The organism is Enterobacter wuhouensis, assembly GCF_004331265.1.
Classification (GTDB): Bacteria; Pseudomonadota; Gammaproteobacteria; order Enterobacterales; family Enterobacteriaceae; genus Enterobacter; species Enterobacter wuhouensis.
Genome location: NZ_SJOO01000002.1, coordinates 600,618 through 617,189, shown reverse-complemented (window position 1 = coordinate 617,189; position 16,572 = coordinate 600,618). Strand labels below are relative to the sequence as shown.

General features: G+C 57.1%; 17 protein-coding genes. 13 read left to right on the top strand and 4 right to left on the bottom strand.

Annotation, left to right across the window (positions count from 1 at the left end; all coding sequences use genetic code 11):
* Positions 1–56 precede the first annotated feature (56 nt).
* The 6 genes from E0L20_RS06995 (at position 57) to adrA (ending at position 5,732) form a co-directional block, all read left to right on the top strand.
* Entirely contained in the window at positions 57–740 is a 684-nt protein-coding gene (locus tag E0L20_RS06995; RefSeq protein ID WP_131633313.1) for an extensin-like domain-containing protein, read from the top strand.
* A 170-nt stretch (positions 741–910) separates the two neighbouring features.
* On the top strand, positions 911–2,107 hold the full coding sequence (locus E0L20_RS06990) for a multidrug efflux MFS transporter (RefSeq protein ID WP_131633312.1): 1,197 nt from the start codon (positions 911–913) through the stop codon (positions 2,105–2,107).
* Between the two features lie 229 nt (positions 2,108–2,336).
* A complete protein-coding gene (gene iraP, locus E0L20_RS06985; protein ID WP_131633311.1) occupies positions 2,337–2,597 on the top strand; it encodes an anti-adapter protein IraP in 261 nt (86 codons plus the stop codon).
* A gap of 99 nt (positions 2,598–2,696) precedes the next feature.
* Positions 2,697–4,112 (top strand): alkaline phosphatase, encoded by a 1,416-nt coding sequence (gene phoA / locus E0L20_RS06980; RefSeq protein WP_131633310.1) that lies wholly within the window; start codon positions 2,697–2,699, stop codon positions 4,110–4,112.
* A gap of 92 nt (positions 4,113–4,204) precedes the next feature.
* On the top strand, positions 4,205–4,525 hold the full coding sequence (psiF, locus tag E0L20_RS06975; RefSeq protein WP_131633309.1) for a phosphate starvation-inducible protein PsiF: 321 nt from the start codon (positions 4,205–4,207) through the stop codon (positions 4,523–4,525).
* A gap of 103 nt (positions 4,526–4,628) precedes the next feature.
* Positions 4,629–5,732, top strand: coding sequence for a diguanylate cyclase AdrA (gene adrA, locus E0L20_RS06970; protein ID WP_131633308.1), 1,104 nt, complete (start codon positions 4,629–4,631; stop codon positions 5,730–5,732).
* 16 nt (positions 5,733–5,748) lie between these two features.
* On the opposite strand, the gene proC is transcribed toward adrA, so the two are convergent.
* Entirely contained in the window at positions 5,749–6,558 is an 810-nt protein-coding gene (proC, locus tag E0L20_RS06965) for a pyrroline-5-carboxylate reductase (protein WP_131633307.1), read from the bottom strand.
* A gap of 105 nt (positions 6,559–6,663) precedes the next feature.
* On the opposite strand from proC, the gene E0L20_RS06960 reads away from it, so the two are divergent.
* From E0L20_RS06960 to ppnP, 5 genes are all read left to right on the top strand, one after another.
* A complete protein-coding gene (locus tag E0L20_RS06960; RefSeq protein ID WP_131633306.1) occupies positions 6,664–7,122 on the top strand; it encodes a YaiI/YqxD family protein in 459 nt (152 codons plus the stop codon).
* Positions 7,123–7,267: 145 nt separating this feature from the next.
* Positions 7,268–7,792, top strand: coding sequence for a shikimate kinase AroL (gene aroL, locus E0L20_RS06955; RefSeq protein ID WP_131633305.1), 525 nt, complete (start codon positions 7,268–7,270; stop codon positions 7,790–7,792).
* 44 nt (positions 7,793–7,836) lie between these two features.
* Entirely contained in the window at positions 7,837–8,028 is a 192-nt protein-coding gene (gene yaiA / locus E0L20_RS06950; protein WP_131633304.1) for a protein YaiA, read from the top strand.
* A gap of 236 nt (positions 8,029–8,264) precedes the next feature.
* Positions 8,265–8,942, top strand: coding sequence for an AroM family protein (locus E0L20_RS06945; RefSeq protein ID WP_131633303.1), 678 nt, complete (start codon positions 8,265–8,267; stop codon positions 8,940–8,942).
* A gap of 71 nt (positions 8,943–9,013) precedes the next feature.
* Complete coding sequence (gene ppnP, locus E0L20_RS06940; RefSeq protein ID WP_131633302.1) at positions 9,014–9,301, top strand: pyrimidine/purine nucleoside phosphorylase; 288 nt, start codon at positions 9,014–9,016, stop codon at positions 9,299–9,301.
* A 48-nt stretch (positions 9,302–9,349) separates the two neighbouring features.
* On the opposite strand, the gene rdgC is transcribed toward ppnP, so the two are convergent.
* Complete coding sequence (gene rdgC, locus E0L20_RS06935) at positions 9,350–10,264, bottom strand: recombination-associated protein RdgC (protein ID WP_131633301.1); 915 nt, start codon at positions 10,262–10,264, stop codon at positions 9,350–9,352.
* Between the two features lie 123 nt (positions 10,265–10,387).
* On the opposite strand from rdgC, the gene mak reads away from it, so the two are divergent.
* Positions 10,388–11,293 (top strand): fructokinase, encoded by a 906-nt coding sequence (gene mak, locus E0L20_RS06930; RefSeq protein WP_131633300.1) that lies wholly within the window; start codon positions 10,388–10,390, stop codon positions 11,291–11,293.
* Between the two features lie 66 nt (positions 11,294–11,359).
* On the opposite strand, the gene sbcC is transcribed toward mak, so the two are convergent.
* Positions 11,360–14,491, bottom strand: a complete 3,132-nt coding sequence (sbcC, locus tag E0L20_RS06925) for an exonuclease subunit SbcC (RefSeq protein ID WP_131633299.1) — start codon at positions 14,489–14,491, stop codon at positions 11,360–11,362.
* Positions 14,488–15,693, bottom strand: coding sequence for an exonuclease subunit SbcD (gene sbcD, locus E0L20_RS06920; protein WP_131633298.1), 1,206 nt, complete (start codon positions 15,691–15,693; stop codon positions 14,488–14,490). Before sbcD ends, sbcC begins: the two co-directional genes overlap by 4 nt.
* Positions 15,694–15,879: 186 nt before the next feature.
* On the opposite strand from sbcD, the gene phoB reads away from it, so the two are divergent.
* Positions 15,880–16,569: a phosphate response regulator transcription factor PhoB gene (gene phoB, locus E0L20_RS06915; protein ID WP_003859122.1), complete on the top strand. Its 690-nt coding sequence runs from the start codon at positions 15,880–15,882 to the stop codon at positions 16,567–16,569.
* Positions 16,570–16,572 lie beyond the last annotated feature (3 nt).

Below are 16,572 nucleotides of genomic sequence, written 5' to 3'. Positions count from 1 at the left end.
GCCCGGCGGGATTCGCGGCCTTCTGCCATAATGTTTTGGTGTGCCAGGAGGGGAAGGTGAAAGGAAAAAAATTACTGACCGTTTGCGTTATTGTCGCTGCCGCAACAGTGGGTTATCGCTGGCTGCCGTCTTACTACAACCCTTTCACACCGCTTACCCTTGACGATCCGCCCGGTAAAATTACGCAGTATAAGCTTCGGCGCTTAACGCCAGAGGCGTGCGGGGCGCTGCTGTCTCAGGCCAATCAACGTAAGCTTATTCGCACGCAGCCCGTTGCCGACAGTGCCGGAGCGTGCCCGCTCGCTAACGTGGTTCGCGTTCGCGACTTTGGGCCCGTCAGCCTGAGCAGCAGCTTTCTGGCCAGCTGTCCGCTGGCGCTCAGCTCGGCGCTGTTTGTTAGCCAGCAGGCCAGGCCGCTGACCAAAACCCTGATGGGGCGCGAGCTTACGCGCATCGATCATCTGGGAAGCTTTGCCTGCCGTAATATTTACCATCGCGCGGATGCGCGACGAAGCGAACACGCCTCCGCCGAGGCGCTGGACATTAGTGCCTTTCGGCTGGCCGGCGGCGAACGCGTGACGGTACTGAAGGGCTGGACGTCAGCGAAAACGCAGCCCTGGCTTCAGGCCCTGCTCGCCGCAAGCTGCGGCTATTATGGCAACGGCCTGGGGCCAGACTATAACGCGGCGCATGCCAATCACTTTCATTTAGGCATGCGCGGCTTCGGGCTCTGTCGATAAAAGCATAATCTTCCGCCAGTAGCGGGTTGAATTGTGACTTGTTTCACAAATATGATGACTGGGAAGATAAAACACCAAAGTCAGCGAAGGCGCATCTCAGGCACTACGCGAGCGAACGTAACTTGCTAATCTGTAGGCGAATTCGCCTAAAAATGAAGATTGTGTCGTTTATGGAATCCTGGAAAGTAAACCTCATCTCGGTCTGGTTCGGCTGCTTCTTTACCGGCCTGGCCATCAGCCAGATTTTACCCTTCCTGCCGCTGTACGTGTCGCAGCTGGGCGTCACGTCCCATGAAGCACTCTCAATGTGGTCCGGTTTGACGTTCAGCGTGACGTTTCTGGTGTCCGCCATCGTGTCGCCGATGTGGGGCAGCCTGGCGGATCGCAAAGGGCGCAAGCTGATGCTGCTGCGGGCTTCGCTGGGAATGGCGATAGCTATTTTGCTGCAGGCCTTTGCCACCAACGTCTGGCAGCTGTTTATCCTCCGCGCCATTATGGGGTTAACCTCCGGGTATATCCCTAACGCGATGGCGCTGGTGGCCTCGCAGGTGCCGCGTGAGCGAAGCGGCTGGGCATTAAGCACGCTCTCCACGGCACAGATCAGCGGCGTGATCGGCGGCCCGCTGCTGGGCGGCTTCCTGGCCGACCATGTCGGCCTGCGGGCGGTGTTTTTTATCACGGCAATACTGCTGGTGGTCAGTTTCCTGGTCACGCTCTTCCTGATAAAAGAAGGGGGCCGGCCAATCGTCAGTAAATCCGAACGCCTGAGCGGAAAGGCGGTGTTTGCCTCGCTGCCCTATCCCGGCCTGATGATCAGCCTGTTTGTCACCACCATGGTGATCCAGCTCTGCAACGGCTCCGTCGGCCCGATTCTGGCGCTGTTTATTAAGTCGATGGCACCGGACAGCAACAACATAGCGTTTCTTGCCGGGATGATTGCAGCGGTGCCCGGCGTGTCGGCGCTGATCTCCGCGCCGCGCCTGGGCAAGCTGGGCGACAGAATTGGCACGGCGCGCATCCTGATGGCCACGCTGATTTTTGCGGTACTCCTCTTTTTCGCCATGTCATTCGTCACTACGCCGCTTCAGCTTGGCGTGCTGCGCTTCCTGCTGGGCTTTGCCGATGGGGCAATGCTGCCCGCGGTGCAGACCCTGCTGGTGAAGTATTCCAGCGATCGGGTAACGGGACGTATTTTTGGGTATAACCAGTCCTTTATGTATTTAGGCAATGTTGCCGGTCCGCTTATTGGTGCTTCTGTTTCCGCTATGGCGGGTTTCCGCTGGGTATTTGCCGCGACGGCCGTCGTGGTGTTGCTTAATATTATCCAGCTTGCAATTGCCCTGCGTCGTCGTAGACAAATTGCATAGGCGAAGGGAGCACGCTAATCCGCCGCGATATACATTATATATTCTTATGGCTGCCGCATTTTTATATAACAAAATGCGGCTGTTTTTTTATAGAAAAACGTTTCGCTCGCAGGCCTGAATATCTATTTTGGCAGCGATGTCACTTTTGCATAAGATAATACTTTTCTTCTCTTTGCATTGAACAATGAGAATGCTAATTTCATGGAAAATCCCATAAGGAAATAGCACGATGAAAAATCTCATTGCTGAGTTGCTGATCAAGCTTGCACAAAAGGAAGAAGAGTCAAAAGAGTTGGTCGCCCAGGTCGAGGCGCTGGAAATTGTTGTGACGGCGCTCCTCAGACGAATGGCTGAAAACGATCAGCAGTCGCTGATTGAAAGCATCGAAGGCGCGCTGGAAGGTGCCAGGCCTGATTCACAGGTCCCCGCTCGCGATGCTGAAATGCTCCAGCAATACGTAAAGAAGCTTTTAAGGCATCCCCGCAGCTAGGCTGTCACAGGACGTGACGGTCTGTCATTGAAATGTCATGCGGGTTGCCTATAGTCGCTCTGTTTTTATTTTTATGTATTTGTACATGGAGAAAATAAATTGAAACAGAGCGCACTTTTCATCGCACTACTCCCCCTGTTATTTGCCCCTGCTATTCAGGCTGAAACGACGAATACCCGCGTGCTGGATAATCGTGCCGCACAGGGCGATATCACTCAGCCCGGTGGCGCACGCCGTCTGTCAGAAGATCAGACTGCAGCTATTCGCGCCTCGCTGAATGACAAACCGGCTAAAAATATAATTCTGCTGATCGGCGACGGCATGGGTGATTCAGAAATTACGGCAGCGCGAAATTATGCAGAAGGCGCGGGCGGGTTTTTTAAAGGCATCGATGCATTACCGCTTACCGGACAATATACCCATTATGCGCTGGATAAAAAAACCGGAAAGCCGGATTACGTAACGGATTCCGCGGCGTCTGCAACGGCGTGGTCAACCGGCGTGAAGACCTATAATGGCGCGCTGGGCGTAGACATCCACGAAAAAGATCATCAAACCATTCTGGAGATGGCAAAAGCGGCAGGGCTGGCGACCGGCAACGTCTCTACCGCTGAACTTCAGGATGCGACGCCGGCTGCGCTGGTGTCCCACGTGACGTCGCGAAAGTGCTACGGCCCGTCCGTCACCAGTGAAAAATGCCCGACCAACGCGCTGGAAAAAGGCGGCAAAGGGTCGATTACCGAGCAGCTGCTGAATACGCGTGCTGACGTCACCCTGGGCGGCGGGGCAAAAACCTTCGCAGAGACGGCGACGGCGGGCGAATGGCAGGGCAAAACCCTGCGCGAGCAGGCGCAGGCTCGCGGTTATCAGATGGTAAGCGATGCGTCCTCTCTGGCTGCGATAGCCGAGGCGAACCAGGATAAACCGCTGCTGGGCCTTTTCTCTGACGGCAACATGCCGGTGCGCTGGGAAGGGCCGAAAGCCTCTTACCACGGCAGCCTGGATAAGCCCGCGGTAACCTGTACACCCAATCCGAAACGGGACAGCAGCGTGCCAACCCTGGCGGCAATGACGGATAAGGCCATCTCTCTGCTCAGCAAGAGCGAAAAAGGATTCTTCCTGCAGGTCGAAGGCGCTTCAATCGACAAGCAAGACCATGCGGCAAACCCGTGCGGCCAAATTGGTGAAACCGTCGATCTGGACGAAGCCGTGCAAAAGGCGCTGGAGTTTGCGAAGAAAGACGGGAATACCCTCGTGGTCGTCACCGCCGACCATGCGCACGCCAGCCAGATTATCCCGTCCGATACCAAAGCACCTGGCCTCACTCAGGCGCTGAACACCAAAGACGGTGCGGTAATGGTGATGAGCTATGGCAACTCGGAAGAAGAGTCTATGGAGCACACGGGCACGCAGCTGCGTATCGCGGCCTACGGCCCGCATGCGGCGAACGTGGTGGGGCTGACGGATCAAACGGATCTGTTCTACACCATGAAAGCGGCGCTCAATCTGAAATAAGCATAACGCCCGGCGAAAAGCGTAACCGCCGGGTGGTTTTTTCCCCGTAACGAACCAGACTTAACGTGGAACTTCACATAAAGGATGGTGCAATGAAAACAACAATTCTGGTTACCCTACTCTCGGGCGTGTTCCTGATGGCCTCGGCGAACGCAGCAGAGAAGACCCTTACCCCTCAACAGCAGCGTATGACGACCTGTAATCAGCAGGCGACGGCGCAAACCCTGAAGGGCGATGCCCGCAAGACCTACATGAGTGATTGCCTGAAAAATGGGGCATCTCAACCGGGCGAGAAAAGCCTGACGCCGCAGCAGCAGAAAATGCGCGAATGTAACGCTCAGGCCACGCAGCAGATGCTGAAGGGCGACGATCGCAGCAAGTTTATGAGCGCTTGCCTGAAAAAACAGGCGTAGTCCTATCGGGTGAGCCGCTCTCCTGGCTCACCCGAAATTTCATACTTCCCCCGAAAGCCCCCTCTCTATAATTTGGGAAAATGTTTCAGAATATTCCCAAAACATGATGAATGACGAAAATTTTTACAATAAAGAGAGCATTCGGGAAGAGTGGCAGCAAAACCTTTCTCAGGATGACGCACACCGCACCGGCATACAGTTTGCCCGGCGGATGCGGCTGGCGCGAGTGGTCGGGCTGGCGGGCATGTTTTTCCCCATTGCCGACGTGCTGGTGACGCATTTTCTGCCCGGCGGATGGTGGCTATTTCTGGTTGGCTGGGCGTTTGTCTGGCCCCATCTTGCCTGGCAGATTGCCTCTCGTGCGCCCGATCCGCATCATCGCGAACGGATGAACCTGAAGGCTGATGCCGTCATTGCCGGCGTGTGGATTGGCCTGATGGGGGGAAACGCGCTTTCCACGGCCGCGCTGATCATGATGATAGGCATGAATATGATGGGGGCGGGCGGCTGCCGCTTATTTTTCGCGGGGATGGTAATGATGTCTGTGTCCGCCCTGGCGACATTACAGCTCACCGACAGCGTGGTAACGCTTTCCCCGGGGCCCCTGGAGTGGTGGCTGACGCTGCCCATTTTTATGTTTTATCCCGTGCTGTTTGCCTGGGTAAGCCATCGGACGGCAATCCGGCTGGTAGAAAACAGGCGGCAGCTGGAGCAGATGAGCACCCGGGACGGCATGACCGGGGTCTATAACCGACGCCACTGGGAGACGCTGCTGCGTGATGAATATGAAAAGTGTCGCCGCAGCCATCGCCAGACAACGATTTTGCTGATCGATATCGATCACTTCAAAAGCATTAACGACACCTGGGGACATGACGTCGGGGATGAAGCGATTATCGCCATCACCCGACAGCTGCAGATGACGCTGCGCTCAGGGGACTGTATCGGCCGTTTTGGCGGGGATGAGTTCGCGATCATCATGTCCGGTACGCCTGCTGAACATGCAATTGCCGCGATGTCGCGCGTTCACGAGCGGCTGAAAAAATTATCCCTGCCGTGCGCGCCCGCGGAGCGGCTGCGTATCAGCGTTGGCGTGGCCCCATGGGGCGAACATTTTGGTCACTACCGGGAGTGGCTAAAGGCGGCAGACGTCGCGCTGTATAAAGCCAAAAATGCCGGGCGAGGCCGCACTGAAGTGGCCGCCTGACGCCCGACTATCGCGATCAGGACTTGCTTAACGTCTCTGATTTTTCCATGCACTTGGTCATGGCTTCGATTACCGCCGCGCGGAATCCTCGCTCTTCCAGCACGCGCACGGCTTCAATGGTGGTTCCGCCCGGCGAGCAGACCATATCTTTCAGCTCACCCGGATGCTTGCCGGTTTCCAGCACCATTTTGGCGGAGCCCATGACGGCCTGTGCGGCGAACTTGTACGCCTGCGCGCGCGGCATCCCGCCGAGCACGGCGGCATCGGCCATTGCTTCGATGAACATAAAGACATACGCGGGAGCAGAGCCGCTCACCCCGACAACCGGATGGATCATCGACTCGGCAATCACCTCCGCTTCGCCGAAGCAGCGGAAAATATTCAGCACGTCCGCCACGTCCTCTGACGTGACCAGCGCGTTAGGCGTGACGGAGGTCATCCCGGCGTTAACCAGTGACGGCGTGTTTGGCATCGCGCGCACGATTTTACGGTCATGGCCGAGGGCGCGCGCCAGCTGGTCCAGGGTCACGCCTGCGGCTATCGATACCACCAGCGTCTCTTTGTTCAGGCTGGAGGTGATCTCGCTCAATACCTTGATCATGATGTTCGGCTTAACGGCGCCAAAGACGATATCCGCGACCTGGGCAACTTCCTGCGCGCTTTCTGCCGCGTTGATGCCGTATTCGTCACGCAGTGCGGCAACTTTGTCCGGGGACGGGGTGTAGACCCAAATCTGTCCAGGCAGGACCTGCCCGCTGGCGATCAGGCCGCCCAGGATGGCTTTACCCATGTTGCCGCAGCCGATAAACCCGATTTTCTTCTCCATCACGTCTCTCCGTTATTATGCGTTGTTATCGCTGATTGATAGGGTTATAGCTTAACAACGAAAAGCAGGCGACAATAGCCATCATTGCTAAACCGGGGAGACAATATGGCCATTTGGGTTGATGCGGACGCCTGTCCGAATGTGATTAAAGAGATTCTGTTCCGCGCGGCGGATCGCGTGCAGATGCCGCTTACGCTGGTGGCGAACCAGAATATTCGCGTCCCGCCGTCGAAGTTCATTCGTTCCCTGCGGGTTCCTGCCGGGTTTGACGTGGCGGATAACGAAATTGTCCGACTTTGCAGCGCCGACGATCTCGTGATTACGGCCGATATTCCTCTCGCTGCGGAAGTGCTGGAGAAAGGGGCGGCAGCGCTTAACCCGCGCGGTGAGCGATATTCGCCGTCGACCATCCGGGAGAAACTCACGATGCGCGATTTTATGGATACGATGCGCGCCAGCGGCGTGCAGACCGGCGGGCCCGACAGCCTGTCGCAGCGCGATCGCCAGCAGTTCGCCGCCGAGCTGGATAAATGGCTGCTTGAAGTCAAGCGACGCACGGCGTAATGATAACCATTGTCAATTTGTGGTACAGTGTGGCCTCCACAGGGTTGTCATCCCGTACCGCTTTGCAGTAAAGTAAACGCAACATCTTCTGCAATCATTTCTTTACAGTCTTCAGCCTTCCGGCATCAAGGGGAAACACCTGGTTATGAACCCACCCATCTTCTTAGTTGGCCCTCGCGGCTGTGGGAAAACCACCGTTGGCACGGAGCTGGCGCGCGCATGCGACAGTCAGTTTGTCGATACTGACCACTGGCTGCAGGAAAATGCGGGTCAAAGCATCGCCGGGATCGTCGAAAACGAGGGATGGGAGAGCTTTCGCGCGCGCGAAACGGCCACGCTGGAGGCGGTGACTGCACCGTCCACCGTGATTGCGACCGGAGGCGGTATCATTCTCGCGGACTATAATCGCCACTTTATGCGTGAAAAAGGGATCGTCATTTACCTCTGCGCCCCGGTTGCTACCCTGGTTGGGCGCCTTGAAGCGTTTCCGGAAGAGGGGCAACGCCCTGCGCTGACCGCGAAGCCGCTCAGCGAAGAGGTCAGTGAAGTGCTGGCGGAGCGCGATGCGTTATACCGCGAGGCGGCTCATCACGTCGTGGATGCATCCGCGACGCCCAAAGAAGTGGTTATTCAGATTATTACCGCCCTCCGTTTGGCTTGCGCCAGCTAGCTGCCGTCTATACTCATAGCTCAGACACTTAAAAAGGATGAGCTATGCCAACCAGACCTCCCTATCCGCGTGAAGCGCGTATTGTTACCGTCGAAAAAGGTAATGCCGATCAAACCGTCACCTGGTATCAGCTGCGCGCAGATCACCCCAAACCAGATTCGCTGATCAGCGAGCATGAAACCGAGCAGGAAGCGCTGGACGCTAAGCGGCGCTATGAGGATCCTGAAAAGTCCTGATAAAAATCTGATTTCGTTACAACCGTGCTTAAATCACACTTTTAACTCACCGGTAATGTTAAGCAGGAGTTAATATTTAGTTATTACAGGCGGATTCGAAAGGGTCCTGCGATCTTTACATTTCAATGTCGGGATCGCCTGCTACGATTGGTGCTGTTTTGTTGAAAAAATGAACTGTGCAGCGTAGTGAGCCTGTACCTGTGTGAAGGCTGGGGTAGTAATGGAAGGCGATCAAAATGAAGGCGACGTTGGCGATCCTCACTATTGGTGTGGTCCCTGTAAGCGAAGTGTTACCGCTCCTGACGGAGCATGTCTCTGAACAACAGATCACGCATCTTAGCCTGTTGGGCAAGATGAGTCGGGAAGAGGTCATGGAAGACTACGCTTTAGAAGAGGGGGAGGATCCCCTACCGACGTTATTAAGTGACGGCAAACTGGCGCATGTGTCGCGCCAGAAAATCGAGCGCTCGCTTCAGGGGGTAATAGAAGTCCTCGATAATCAAGGGTATGACGTAATTTTACTGATGAGTACCGCTCCGATTAAGGGACTCATTGCACGAACCTCGATACTGCTGGAGCCGATGCGGATTATTCCCCCGCTGGTGGCCTCGATTGTTGATGGTCATCAGGTGGGCGTGATTGTTCCTATTGAGGAACTTCTCGATAATCAGGCGGCTAAATGGCAGGTACTGGAAAAAACGCCGCTCTACGCGCTGGCCAATCCCGTCTGGGATAGCGAAGCAGCGCTGATCGCGGCGGGACAGGAGCTGTTGGACAGAGGCGCGGACGTACTTATCCTCGACTGCCTCGGTTTCCATCAGCGTCATCGTGATTTACTGCAAAAGGCGCTTGATGTTCCGGTGCTGCTGTCGAATGTTTTGATGGCGCGTCTGGCATCAGAGCTGCTGGTGTAATGATTTTGCGTGACAGGTCATGAGCATGGCCCCTATAGTGGATTTTTATCTATAAATATAAGGGCCAGTTCATGCTTCAAAGTAACGAATACTTTTCCGGTAAAGTGAAATCCATCGGTTTTACCAGCAGCAGCACTGGCCGCGCCAGCGTTGGCGTGATGGCGGAAGGGGAATACACCTTTGGCACCGCGGAAGCTGAAGAGATGACGGTCGTCAGCGGTGCGCTGAACGTCTTGCTGCCGGGTGAAACGGAATGGACGGTTTACGCTGCCGGTCAGGTGTTCAACGTCCCGGCTCACAGCGAATTCCATCTGCAGGTTGCTGAGCCTACCTCTTATCTGTGCCGCTACCTGAAATAAAAAATAAGCCGGGTGGCGCCAACGCTTACCCGGCCTACGTTTTGCCTGTTATCTCTGCGCTTCGCCGCCAAGCCCTTCTACCAGGCTCTCGATCAACGCTGCCAGCTCCCCGGTCATCAGGATAAAGTCCGCGTCAAAGCGCTGGGCATAATCTTCCCGATCGATATCTTCGTTCTGATCGCGCAGCTCGTCGCAGAATTTCAGACGCTTCACGGAGCCATCGTCGCACATCAAAAACTGAATACGCTGCTGCCAGTCGAGCGCCAGTTTCGTGACCACCTTGCCCGCTTCAATGTGCACGGCGATCTCATCGCTGACCAGATCCTGCTTCTTCGCACGGATCACGCCGCCGTCTTCCAGCAACGCTTTCAGCTCCGCTTCGTCGAGGATCTGGAAGCCCTGCGCTGCCGTTCCGCTGCGCACCCATTCGGTCAGGGTCAGCTCAATCGGCGTTTCCAGCGCCAGCGGTACCACCGGTAAAGAACCGAGACTCTTGCGCAGCAGGGCCAGCGTATCTTCTGCTTTCTTGGCGCTGGCGCAGTCCACCATGATCAGCCCGTTGACGGTGTCGATCCACATCATGGTCTGGCTGAAGCGGCTAAAGGCGCGCGGCAGCAGCGAGTGCAGCACTTCATCCTTCAGAGAGTCTTTTTCCGTCTTCTTCAGTTTGCGGCCCTGCTCGGCTTCCAGCTTGAAGATTTTCGCCTCAAGCGCCTGCTTAACCACAGGCGTTGGCAGGATTTTCTCTTCCTTGCGGGCGCAAACGATGATTTGACCCGTGCTGCTGGCGTGGGTCAGTGCATCGCTTTGTGAACCCATTGGCGGAACCCAGCCGGTTTTCGCCATATCCTGGCTACCGCAAGGGGAAAAGCTATAGGCGGCTAACTGTTTTTCCATCTCTTCAGCGCGCAGCGAAACGTCGCGGCTGAGACGGTAAACCATCAAATTTTTGAACCACAGCATGATAATTTCCACGGCCTTGTCGTTAAATCAGCGGGCATGATAACGAATTGTCGCATCGCTTGCATTGCTAATCGGGAAGCGTGCTTCTACTCTGTTGATAATCAAAATAATGAGGAGAGTCTTGTGCGTATTGGGATTGATTTGGGCGGCACCAAAACAGAAGTCATTGCGCTGAGCGAGCGGGGAGAGCAGCTGTTCCGCCACCGCCTGCCCACGCCGCGCGATGATTATCACCAGACTATCGAGACCATTGCCCGGCTTGTTGAGATGGCAGAGCAGGCGACGGGGCAAACGGGTACCGTCGGAATGGGCATTCCCGGCTCGATTTCTCCGTATACCGGCGTGGTAAAAAACGCCAACTCCACCTGGCTGAACGGTCAGCCGTTTGATAAGGATTTAAGCAAACGCCTGAACCGCGACGTGCGTCTGGCAAACGATGCTAACTGCCTGGCGGTATCGGAAGCCATCGACGGTGCGGCGGCAGGGGCGCAGACCGTTTTTGCGGTGATTATCGGCACCGGCTGCGGCGCGGGCGTGGCCTTCGGCGGACGCGCCCACATTGGCGGTAACGGCACCGCTGGCGAGTGGGGGCACAACCCGCTGCCGTGGATGGATGAAGATGAGCTTAAATACCGCGCGGAAGTGCCGTGCTACTGTGGAAAGCAGGGCTGTATCGAGACGTTTATCTCCGGCACCGGCTTTGCCACCGACTACCACCGTCTGAGCGGCCAGCCGCTCAAGGGCAACGAAATCATGGGCCTGGTCGAAGAACAGGACCCGGTCGCCGAGCTAGCCCTTAGCCGCTACGAAATGCGGCTGGCGAAATCCCTGGCGCACGTGGTGAACATTCTCGATCCGGACGTGATTGTGCTCGGCGGTGGGATGAGCAACGTTGACCGGCTGTACGCCACGGTGCCAAACCTGGTGACGCAGTGGGTCTTTGGCGGCGAGTGCGAAACCCCGATCCGCAAAGCGGTGCACGGGGATTCCAGCGGCGTGCGCGGCGCAGCGTGGTTATGGCCGGAATAATGGTTTTACCCTCTCCCTGTGGGAGAGGGCCAGGGTGAGGGCACCAGACCGCACCGTCCCCACCATTCATCCCACCGCAAACTCCTTATCCAGCCTGCTGTACCCCAGCCCGTTAATTTTCTTAACCTTAATCTGCACCGGAATGCGCTCTTTCATCGCCTCAACGTGGCTGATAACACCGATGGTTTTCCCGGTGGCGTTCAGCGCGTCGAGCGCATCCAGCGCCGTATCCAGCGTTTCGCTGTCGAGCGTGCCGAAACCCTCATCCAGGAACAGGGAATCAATCCGCGTTTTATGGCTCACCAGATCGGAAAGGGCCAGCGCCAGCGCCAGGCTCACCAGGAAACTCTCGCCGCCTGAAAGCGTGCGGGTGTCGCGTACCGCATCCGCCTGCCAGGTATCGACCACCTCCAGCTCCAGCGCGTCGCTGACCTTACGCTGCAGCAGATAACGGCCATGCAGGCGGTTAAGCTGCTGGTTGGCGAGCCACACCAGATTGTCGAGCGTCAGCCCCTGGGCAAATTTGCGGAATCGATCGCCGGTGCTGGAGCCAATCAGCGAATTCAGATAGCCCCAGTCCTCGGCCTGGCGGGTGGCGTCTTCGATTTGCTGCATAAGCGCCTGCTGATGCAGACGGTTATCGCTGTCCTGCTTCAGCTGCTGGCGGATCTCACCCTGGCGAGTGGTGTTCTCCCGAAGCCGCTGTGCCAGCTGCTGCAGCTGGCTTTGCAGGGTTTGCAGATCGGCCTCCAGCGTGTGCGGACGCTGTGCCTGATGCGCCTGCAGCTGCTGATTCGCCTGGCCGGAAAGGGCCGCGGCCTGCTGTATCTGGTTTTCCAGCGATTGTTTAAGCTGTTCGAGGTGGCGAATTGCCTCGTCATCCAGCAGCGCGGCAAGGAACGCGTCCCGATCGGCAAAGCAGCTCGCCGAGAGCGCCGCGGTGAACTGCGTCTGCGACTGCTGCAGCCGCTCTTGCTCCAGCGTTTCCTGCTGATGCTGCGCGGTGAGCTGGCTCTGTAGCGACACGCATTCGTCGTGCACGTCGCGCCAGCCGTCCGGAATGGCCGGTTCGGCCTCTTCGCCGTGCGTTTCCGGAAGCGTGTCGAGCAGCGGCTTCAATGCGTTTATGCGTTCCAGAAGCACGCCGTGCTGCGTTTGTTTCTCCTGCCACTGCGCAAATTCCGCTTCGCGGGCGTGCAGCCAGGCGGCTTCATTACCGTCTTCAGGTACGTTAAGCGATAGCGAGAGCAGGGTGTCTTCCAGCGCCTGGCGAGCGTTCGTCAGCTGCTGCTGATACTGTCGCTCCTGCGCTTCCTGCTCGTTTAACTGGTTTTGCAGGGTGAGACGTTGGCTGAGCTGATAAAGCTGACGCTCGTACTGTTCCTGCTCGTTCATCCACGGCGTGATATCTTCCTGAATATTCAACGCGATGTTCAGGGAAGCGCAGGCTTCCATCCACTCTTTAGTGAGTGCTTGCTCTTCCTGAGAGAGAGTCTGCGCTTCGTCCGTCTCGCGCTGGATCTGCTGAGTCAGGGCATTAACCTGTCCCAGCACCAGCAGGCCTTCCTCTTTAAGCGCGGCGACCTCTTTTTCCAGGGCATCACGGCGGCGCTGGTTATCCGTCAGCTCAAGCGACTGGTATTGCTCAACGGCGGGGTGCTCGCTGGAGCCGCACAGCGGACAGGGTTTGCCTGCCTCAAGCTGCGAACGGTAGTTCTCCAGCTTTTTAATCGTCGCTTCGCTTTCGCACAGGGCCTTCAGGTCCACATAGTGCTGGTGTTTCTCTTTGTACTGCTGGCGGCGCAGCGCCAGCGTTTCATTGAGCTTATTTTGATCGGCCTGGGCCTTCTGCACGCTTTCACCGCTCTGGCGCAGGCGCTTTTGCAGCGGCTGATAGCGGGCATGCAGCGACGTTAGCCGCTGGCGCAGCGTGCGTGACCGGGACTGCTGCTCCATGACCGCGCTGACCTCATCCGCCGTCAGCGTCAGCGCATTTTCCGGCATCTCGGCCAGCCTGTTGCGTAATTCACTTATCCGCGCAGCAAGCGAGGCTAACTGCGTTTTATCGCGGTTGAGCTGCGAGAGCTGGGCGCGCCAGCCGGCAATCTCCTGCCCCAGCAGGCGATAGCGCTCATGCTCCGCCAGCCACTGCGCCAGCGCCGTCAGTTCGGTCTGAAGCTGCTCATGATTCCGCTGGGCGGTATGACGGATCCGCGCGCGCAGTGCGGTTTTGGCCTGTAAGCGAGTATTTACTTCGATAATTCGCTGCTGGGTTTGCGTCAGACGCGCGGTTTGCTCCTGATGGTGCTCCCAAAGCGGTCGAAGCTGGGCAGCGGGCAGAGCGAGCTGGAGCTTTGCCAGCTCTGGCGCAGCGTTCGTCAGCGCCTGCTGCGCCTGCTGCTGCATCGCGGTGACGCGCTGTTGCTCAAGCACGAGCTCATCATGGCGCGTAAGCCACTGAAAATCTTTCTGTTGGTTTTGCTGCTGAACCAGCAGGGTTTTCTCTTCGTCAGTAAGTGCCTGCAAACTTTGCTGTAACTGCTGCTGTTGCTCTTCGCTCAACAGCACGACGCCCGCCGCCTGCGCCTCGCACTTTTCAAGCACGCTGCGTGCGGCTTTGTGTTTTTCAAACACCATGGCGGAAATCTGGCCGTAGATCTCGGTGCCGGTCAGCTCTTCCAGCAGCTCGGCGCGATCGCTCGGCCTGGCATTAAGGAAGGCGGCAAACTGTCCCTGTGAGAGCAGCATTGAGCGGGTAAAGCGGCCGTAGTCCAGCCCGGTGAGCGTCGCGATTTGCTCCAGTTTATCCGTGACCTTGTCGGCCAGGATCTTGCCGTCTTCGCAGCGCGCCAGCTCTACGCGGGGTGCCTGTAAGTTGCCGTCCGGCTGGTTGCGGGCGCGGTTCTGGCTCCAGAAGGCGCGATAGGCGGTGCCTTTTACCTCAAATTCCACTTCCGCCAGGCACTCGGCGGTGTCGCGGGTCATCAGGTCGTTTTGCGCCTGAGACACCTTCTGCAGTCGCGGCGTTTCGTGATAAAGCGCCAGACAGATGGCGTCGAGCAGGGTGGTTTTACCTGCCCCGGTCGCGCCGGTGATGGCAAACAGACCGTTGCTGGCAAAGGGCTCGGCGGTAAAGTCGATCTTCCACTCGCCCTTGAGTGAGTTGAGGTTCTTCAGCCGCAGGCTCAGAATTTTCATGCGTTTTCTTCCTCGTCATTGAGCGCATGCAGGGTAAGCGTAAAGAGCTCGGTAAGCCTTTCGCGCTTCACGTCGTCAATCTCTTCCTGGGATAGCCGACGCTCAAATACCTCTTCAACGCTGAGCTCGCTGAGCGTTTCACGCTGGGCGCTTAACAGAATTTTCTCGCGCTGTTCCCGGCTGCGGCGCACCAGTAAAACCTCCACGGGGAGGTCTTCCGTCAGCGCCTGAATTTTCCGCTGCATATCGTGCAGGTAGTCGTCGGTCGTGATTTCGATATCCAGCCAGACGGGCGGAACCTGCTCGGCACCACGCCACTGTTCAAGCTGCTCAGTGATGGCCGCCAGATCGCCTTTTAGCACCGCCAGCGGCTGGGTGACGGGCACCTCCAGCGTCTCAACGGCGCTAAGTTTGCCCTCGCTAAAGCTCACCAGGTGCACGGATTTTGCTTTGCCGGTTTCATCAAAGCTGAGCGAGACAGGCGATCCGCAGTAGCGAATGTGCTCGCAGCCGCCGATGATTTGCGCCCGATGAATGTGCCCGAGCGCGATATAGTCGGCGGCCGGGAAGTTTTGCGCCGGAAACGCGTCAAGCGTACCAATATAGATGTCACGCACCGCGTCACTTTTGCTGGCGCCCACGGTGGTCAGGTGCCCGGTGGCAACCACCGGGATCGGCAGTTCGCCGCGCAGCGCGCAGGCGTCGGCATACTGCTGGTGATAATAGTCGGTAATGCGCTGCAACAGGTGCTGCTGCTTTTCGCCGCCGGACAGCCCCGCCTGGCTTTGCACGATATCGCGCGGGCGCAGGAAGGGAACCGGGCACAGCACCGCACCCGGCGTGCCGTCGCGTTTTTTCAGGATCTGCGGCGCGTGTCCGGCGCTGGCGACCACGGTAGTATTGAGAAAGGCCAGAATGTCGCGCGACTCATTGAGCGTCGCCACGGAGTCGTGGTTGCCGGCAACAATAACCAGATGACAGCCCGTTTGCTGCAGGTTTACCACGAAGCGGTTATAAAGCTCGCGCGCATAGCTCGGTGGCGAACCGGTATCAAAGATGTCACCCGCCACGATAATCGCGTCAACCTCGCGAGACTGGGCCGTGTCCAGCAGCCAGTTCAGGAACGCTTCATGCTCAGCAGCGCGGCTTTTGCTGTAAAAGTTTTGACCCAGATGCCAGTCCGAGGTGTGAAGTATGCGCATAACAGATCCGTGGCAAAAAATGGTGGAGGGGATTATAAACTTTCAGGGGGCGGAAAATAACCGCTGTAATAAAACAACAGTTTGCCATTTATAGTGGTACTGTTTTTCATAAATCTGTCATAAATCTGACGCATAATGACGCCGCATTACAAACTTGTAACTTAATAAGATAAGACAGGGCAAAGTATGGCGAGACGTATTCTGGTCGTAGAAGATGAAGCTCCAATTCGTGAAATGGTGTGCTTCGTGCTCGAACAAAATGGCTTCCAGCCGGTTGAAGCGGAAGATTATGACAGCGCGGTGAACCAGCTGAATGAACCCTGGCCCGACCTGATTCTGCTGGACTGGATGTTGCCCGGCGGCTCTGGTCTGCAGTTCATCAAACACATCAAGCGTGAAGCGATGACCCGCGATATTCCGGTGGTGATGCTCACGGCGCGCGGTGAAGAGGAAGATCGCGTGCGCGGTCTGGAAACCGGCGCGGACGATTACATTACCAAGCCGTTCTCCCCGAAAGAGCTGGTCGCCCGCATCAAAGCCGTGATGCGCCGCATTTCCCCGATGGCGGTGGAAGAGGTGATCGAGATGCAGGGCCTGAGCCTTGACCCCACCTCACACCGGGTGATGACGGGTGAAAATCCCCTCGATATGGGGCCTACCGAATTTAAACTTCTGCACTTCTTCATGACCCATCCGGAACGCGTCTACAGCCGCGAGCAGTTGCTGAATAACGTCTGGGGGACTAACGTCTATGTCGAAGACCGGACGGTTGACGTCCATATTCGCCGCCTGCGTAAAGCGCTGGAACTGAGCGGCCACGATCGCATGGTGCAGACGGTCCGCGGCACGGGTTATCGTTTCTCAACCCGTTTCTGAACA

Excerpts from the sequence above, each read along its gene's own strand:
- yaiA (WP_131633304.1), top strand. The coding sequence starts at position 7,837 with ATGCCAACCAGACCTCCCTATCCGCGTGAAGCGCGTATTGTTACCGTC.
- proC (WP_131633307.1), bottom strand. The coding sequence starts at position 6,558 with ATGGAGAAGAAAATCGGGTTTATCGGCTGCGGCAACATGGGTAAAGCC.
- iraP (WP_131633311.1), top strand. The coding sequence starts at position 2,337 with ATGAAAAATCTCATTGCTGAGTTGCTGATCAAGCTTGCACAAAAGGAA.
- adrA (WP_131633308.1), top strand. The coding sequence starts at position 4,629 with ATGATGAATGACGAAAATTTTTACAATAAAGAGAGCATTCGGGAAGAG.
- psiF (WP_131633309.1), top strand. The coding sequence starts at position 4,205 with ATGAAAACAACAATTCTGGTTACCCTACTCTCGGGCGTGTTCCTGATG.
- rdgC (WP_131633301.1), bottom strand. The coding sequence starts at position 10,264 with ATGCTGTGGTTCAAAAATTTGATGGTTTACCGTCTCAGCCGCGACGTT.
- E0L20_RS06960 (WP_131633306.1), top strand. The coding sequence starts at position 6,664 with ATGGCCATTTGGGTTGATGCGGACGCCTGTCCGAATGTGATTAAAGAG.
- sbcC (WP_131633299.1), bottom strand. The coding sequence starts at position 14,491 with ATGAAAATTCTGAGCCTGCGGCTGAAGAACCTCAACTCACTCAAGGGC.
- E0L20_RS06945 (WP_131633303.1), top strand. The coding sequence starts at position 8,265 with ATGAAGGCGACGTTGGCGATCCTCACTATTGGTGTGGTCCCTGTAAGC.
- E0L20_RS06990 (WP_131633312.1), top strand. The coding sequence starts at position 911 with ATGGAATCCTGGAAAGTAAACCTCATCTCGGTCTGGTTCGGCTGCTTC.
- sbcD (WP_131633298.1), bottom strand. The coding sequence starts at position 15,693 with ATGCGCATACTTCACACCTCGGACTGGCATCTGGGTCAAAACTTTTAC.
- ppnP (WP_131633302.1), top strand. The coding sequence starts at position 9,014 with ATGCTTCAAAGTAACGAATACTTTTCCGGTAAAGTGAAATCCATCGGT.
- aroL (WP_131633305.1), top strand. The coding sequence starts at position 7,268 with ATGAACCCACCCATCTTCTTAGTTGGCCCTCGCGGCTGTGGGAAAACC.
- phoB (WP_003859122.1), top strand. The coding sequence starts at position 15,880 with ATGGCGAGACGTATTCTGGTCGTAGAAGATGAAGCTCCAATTCGTGAA.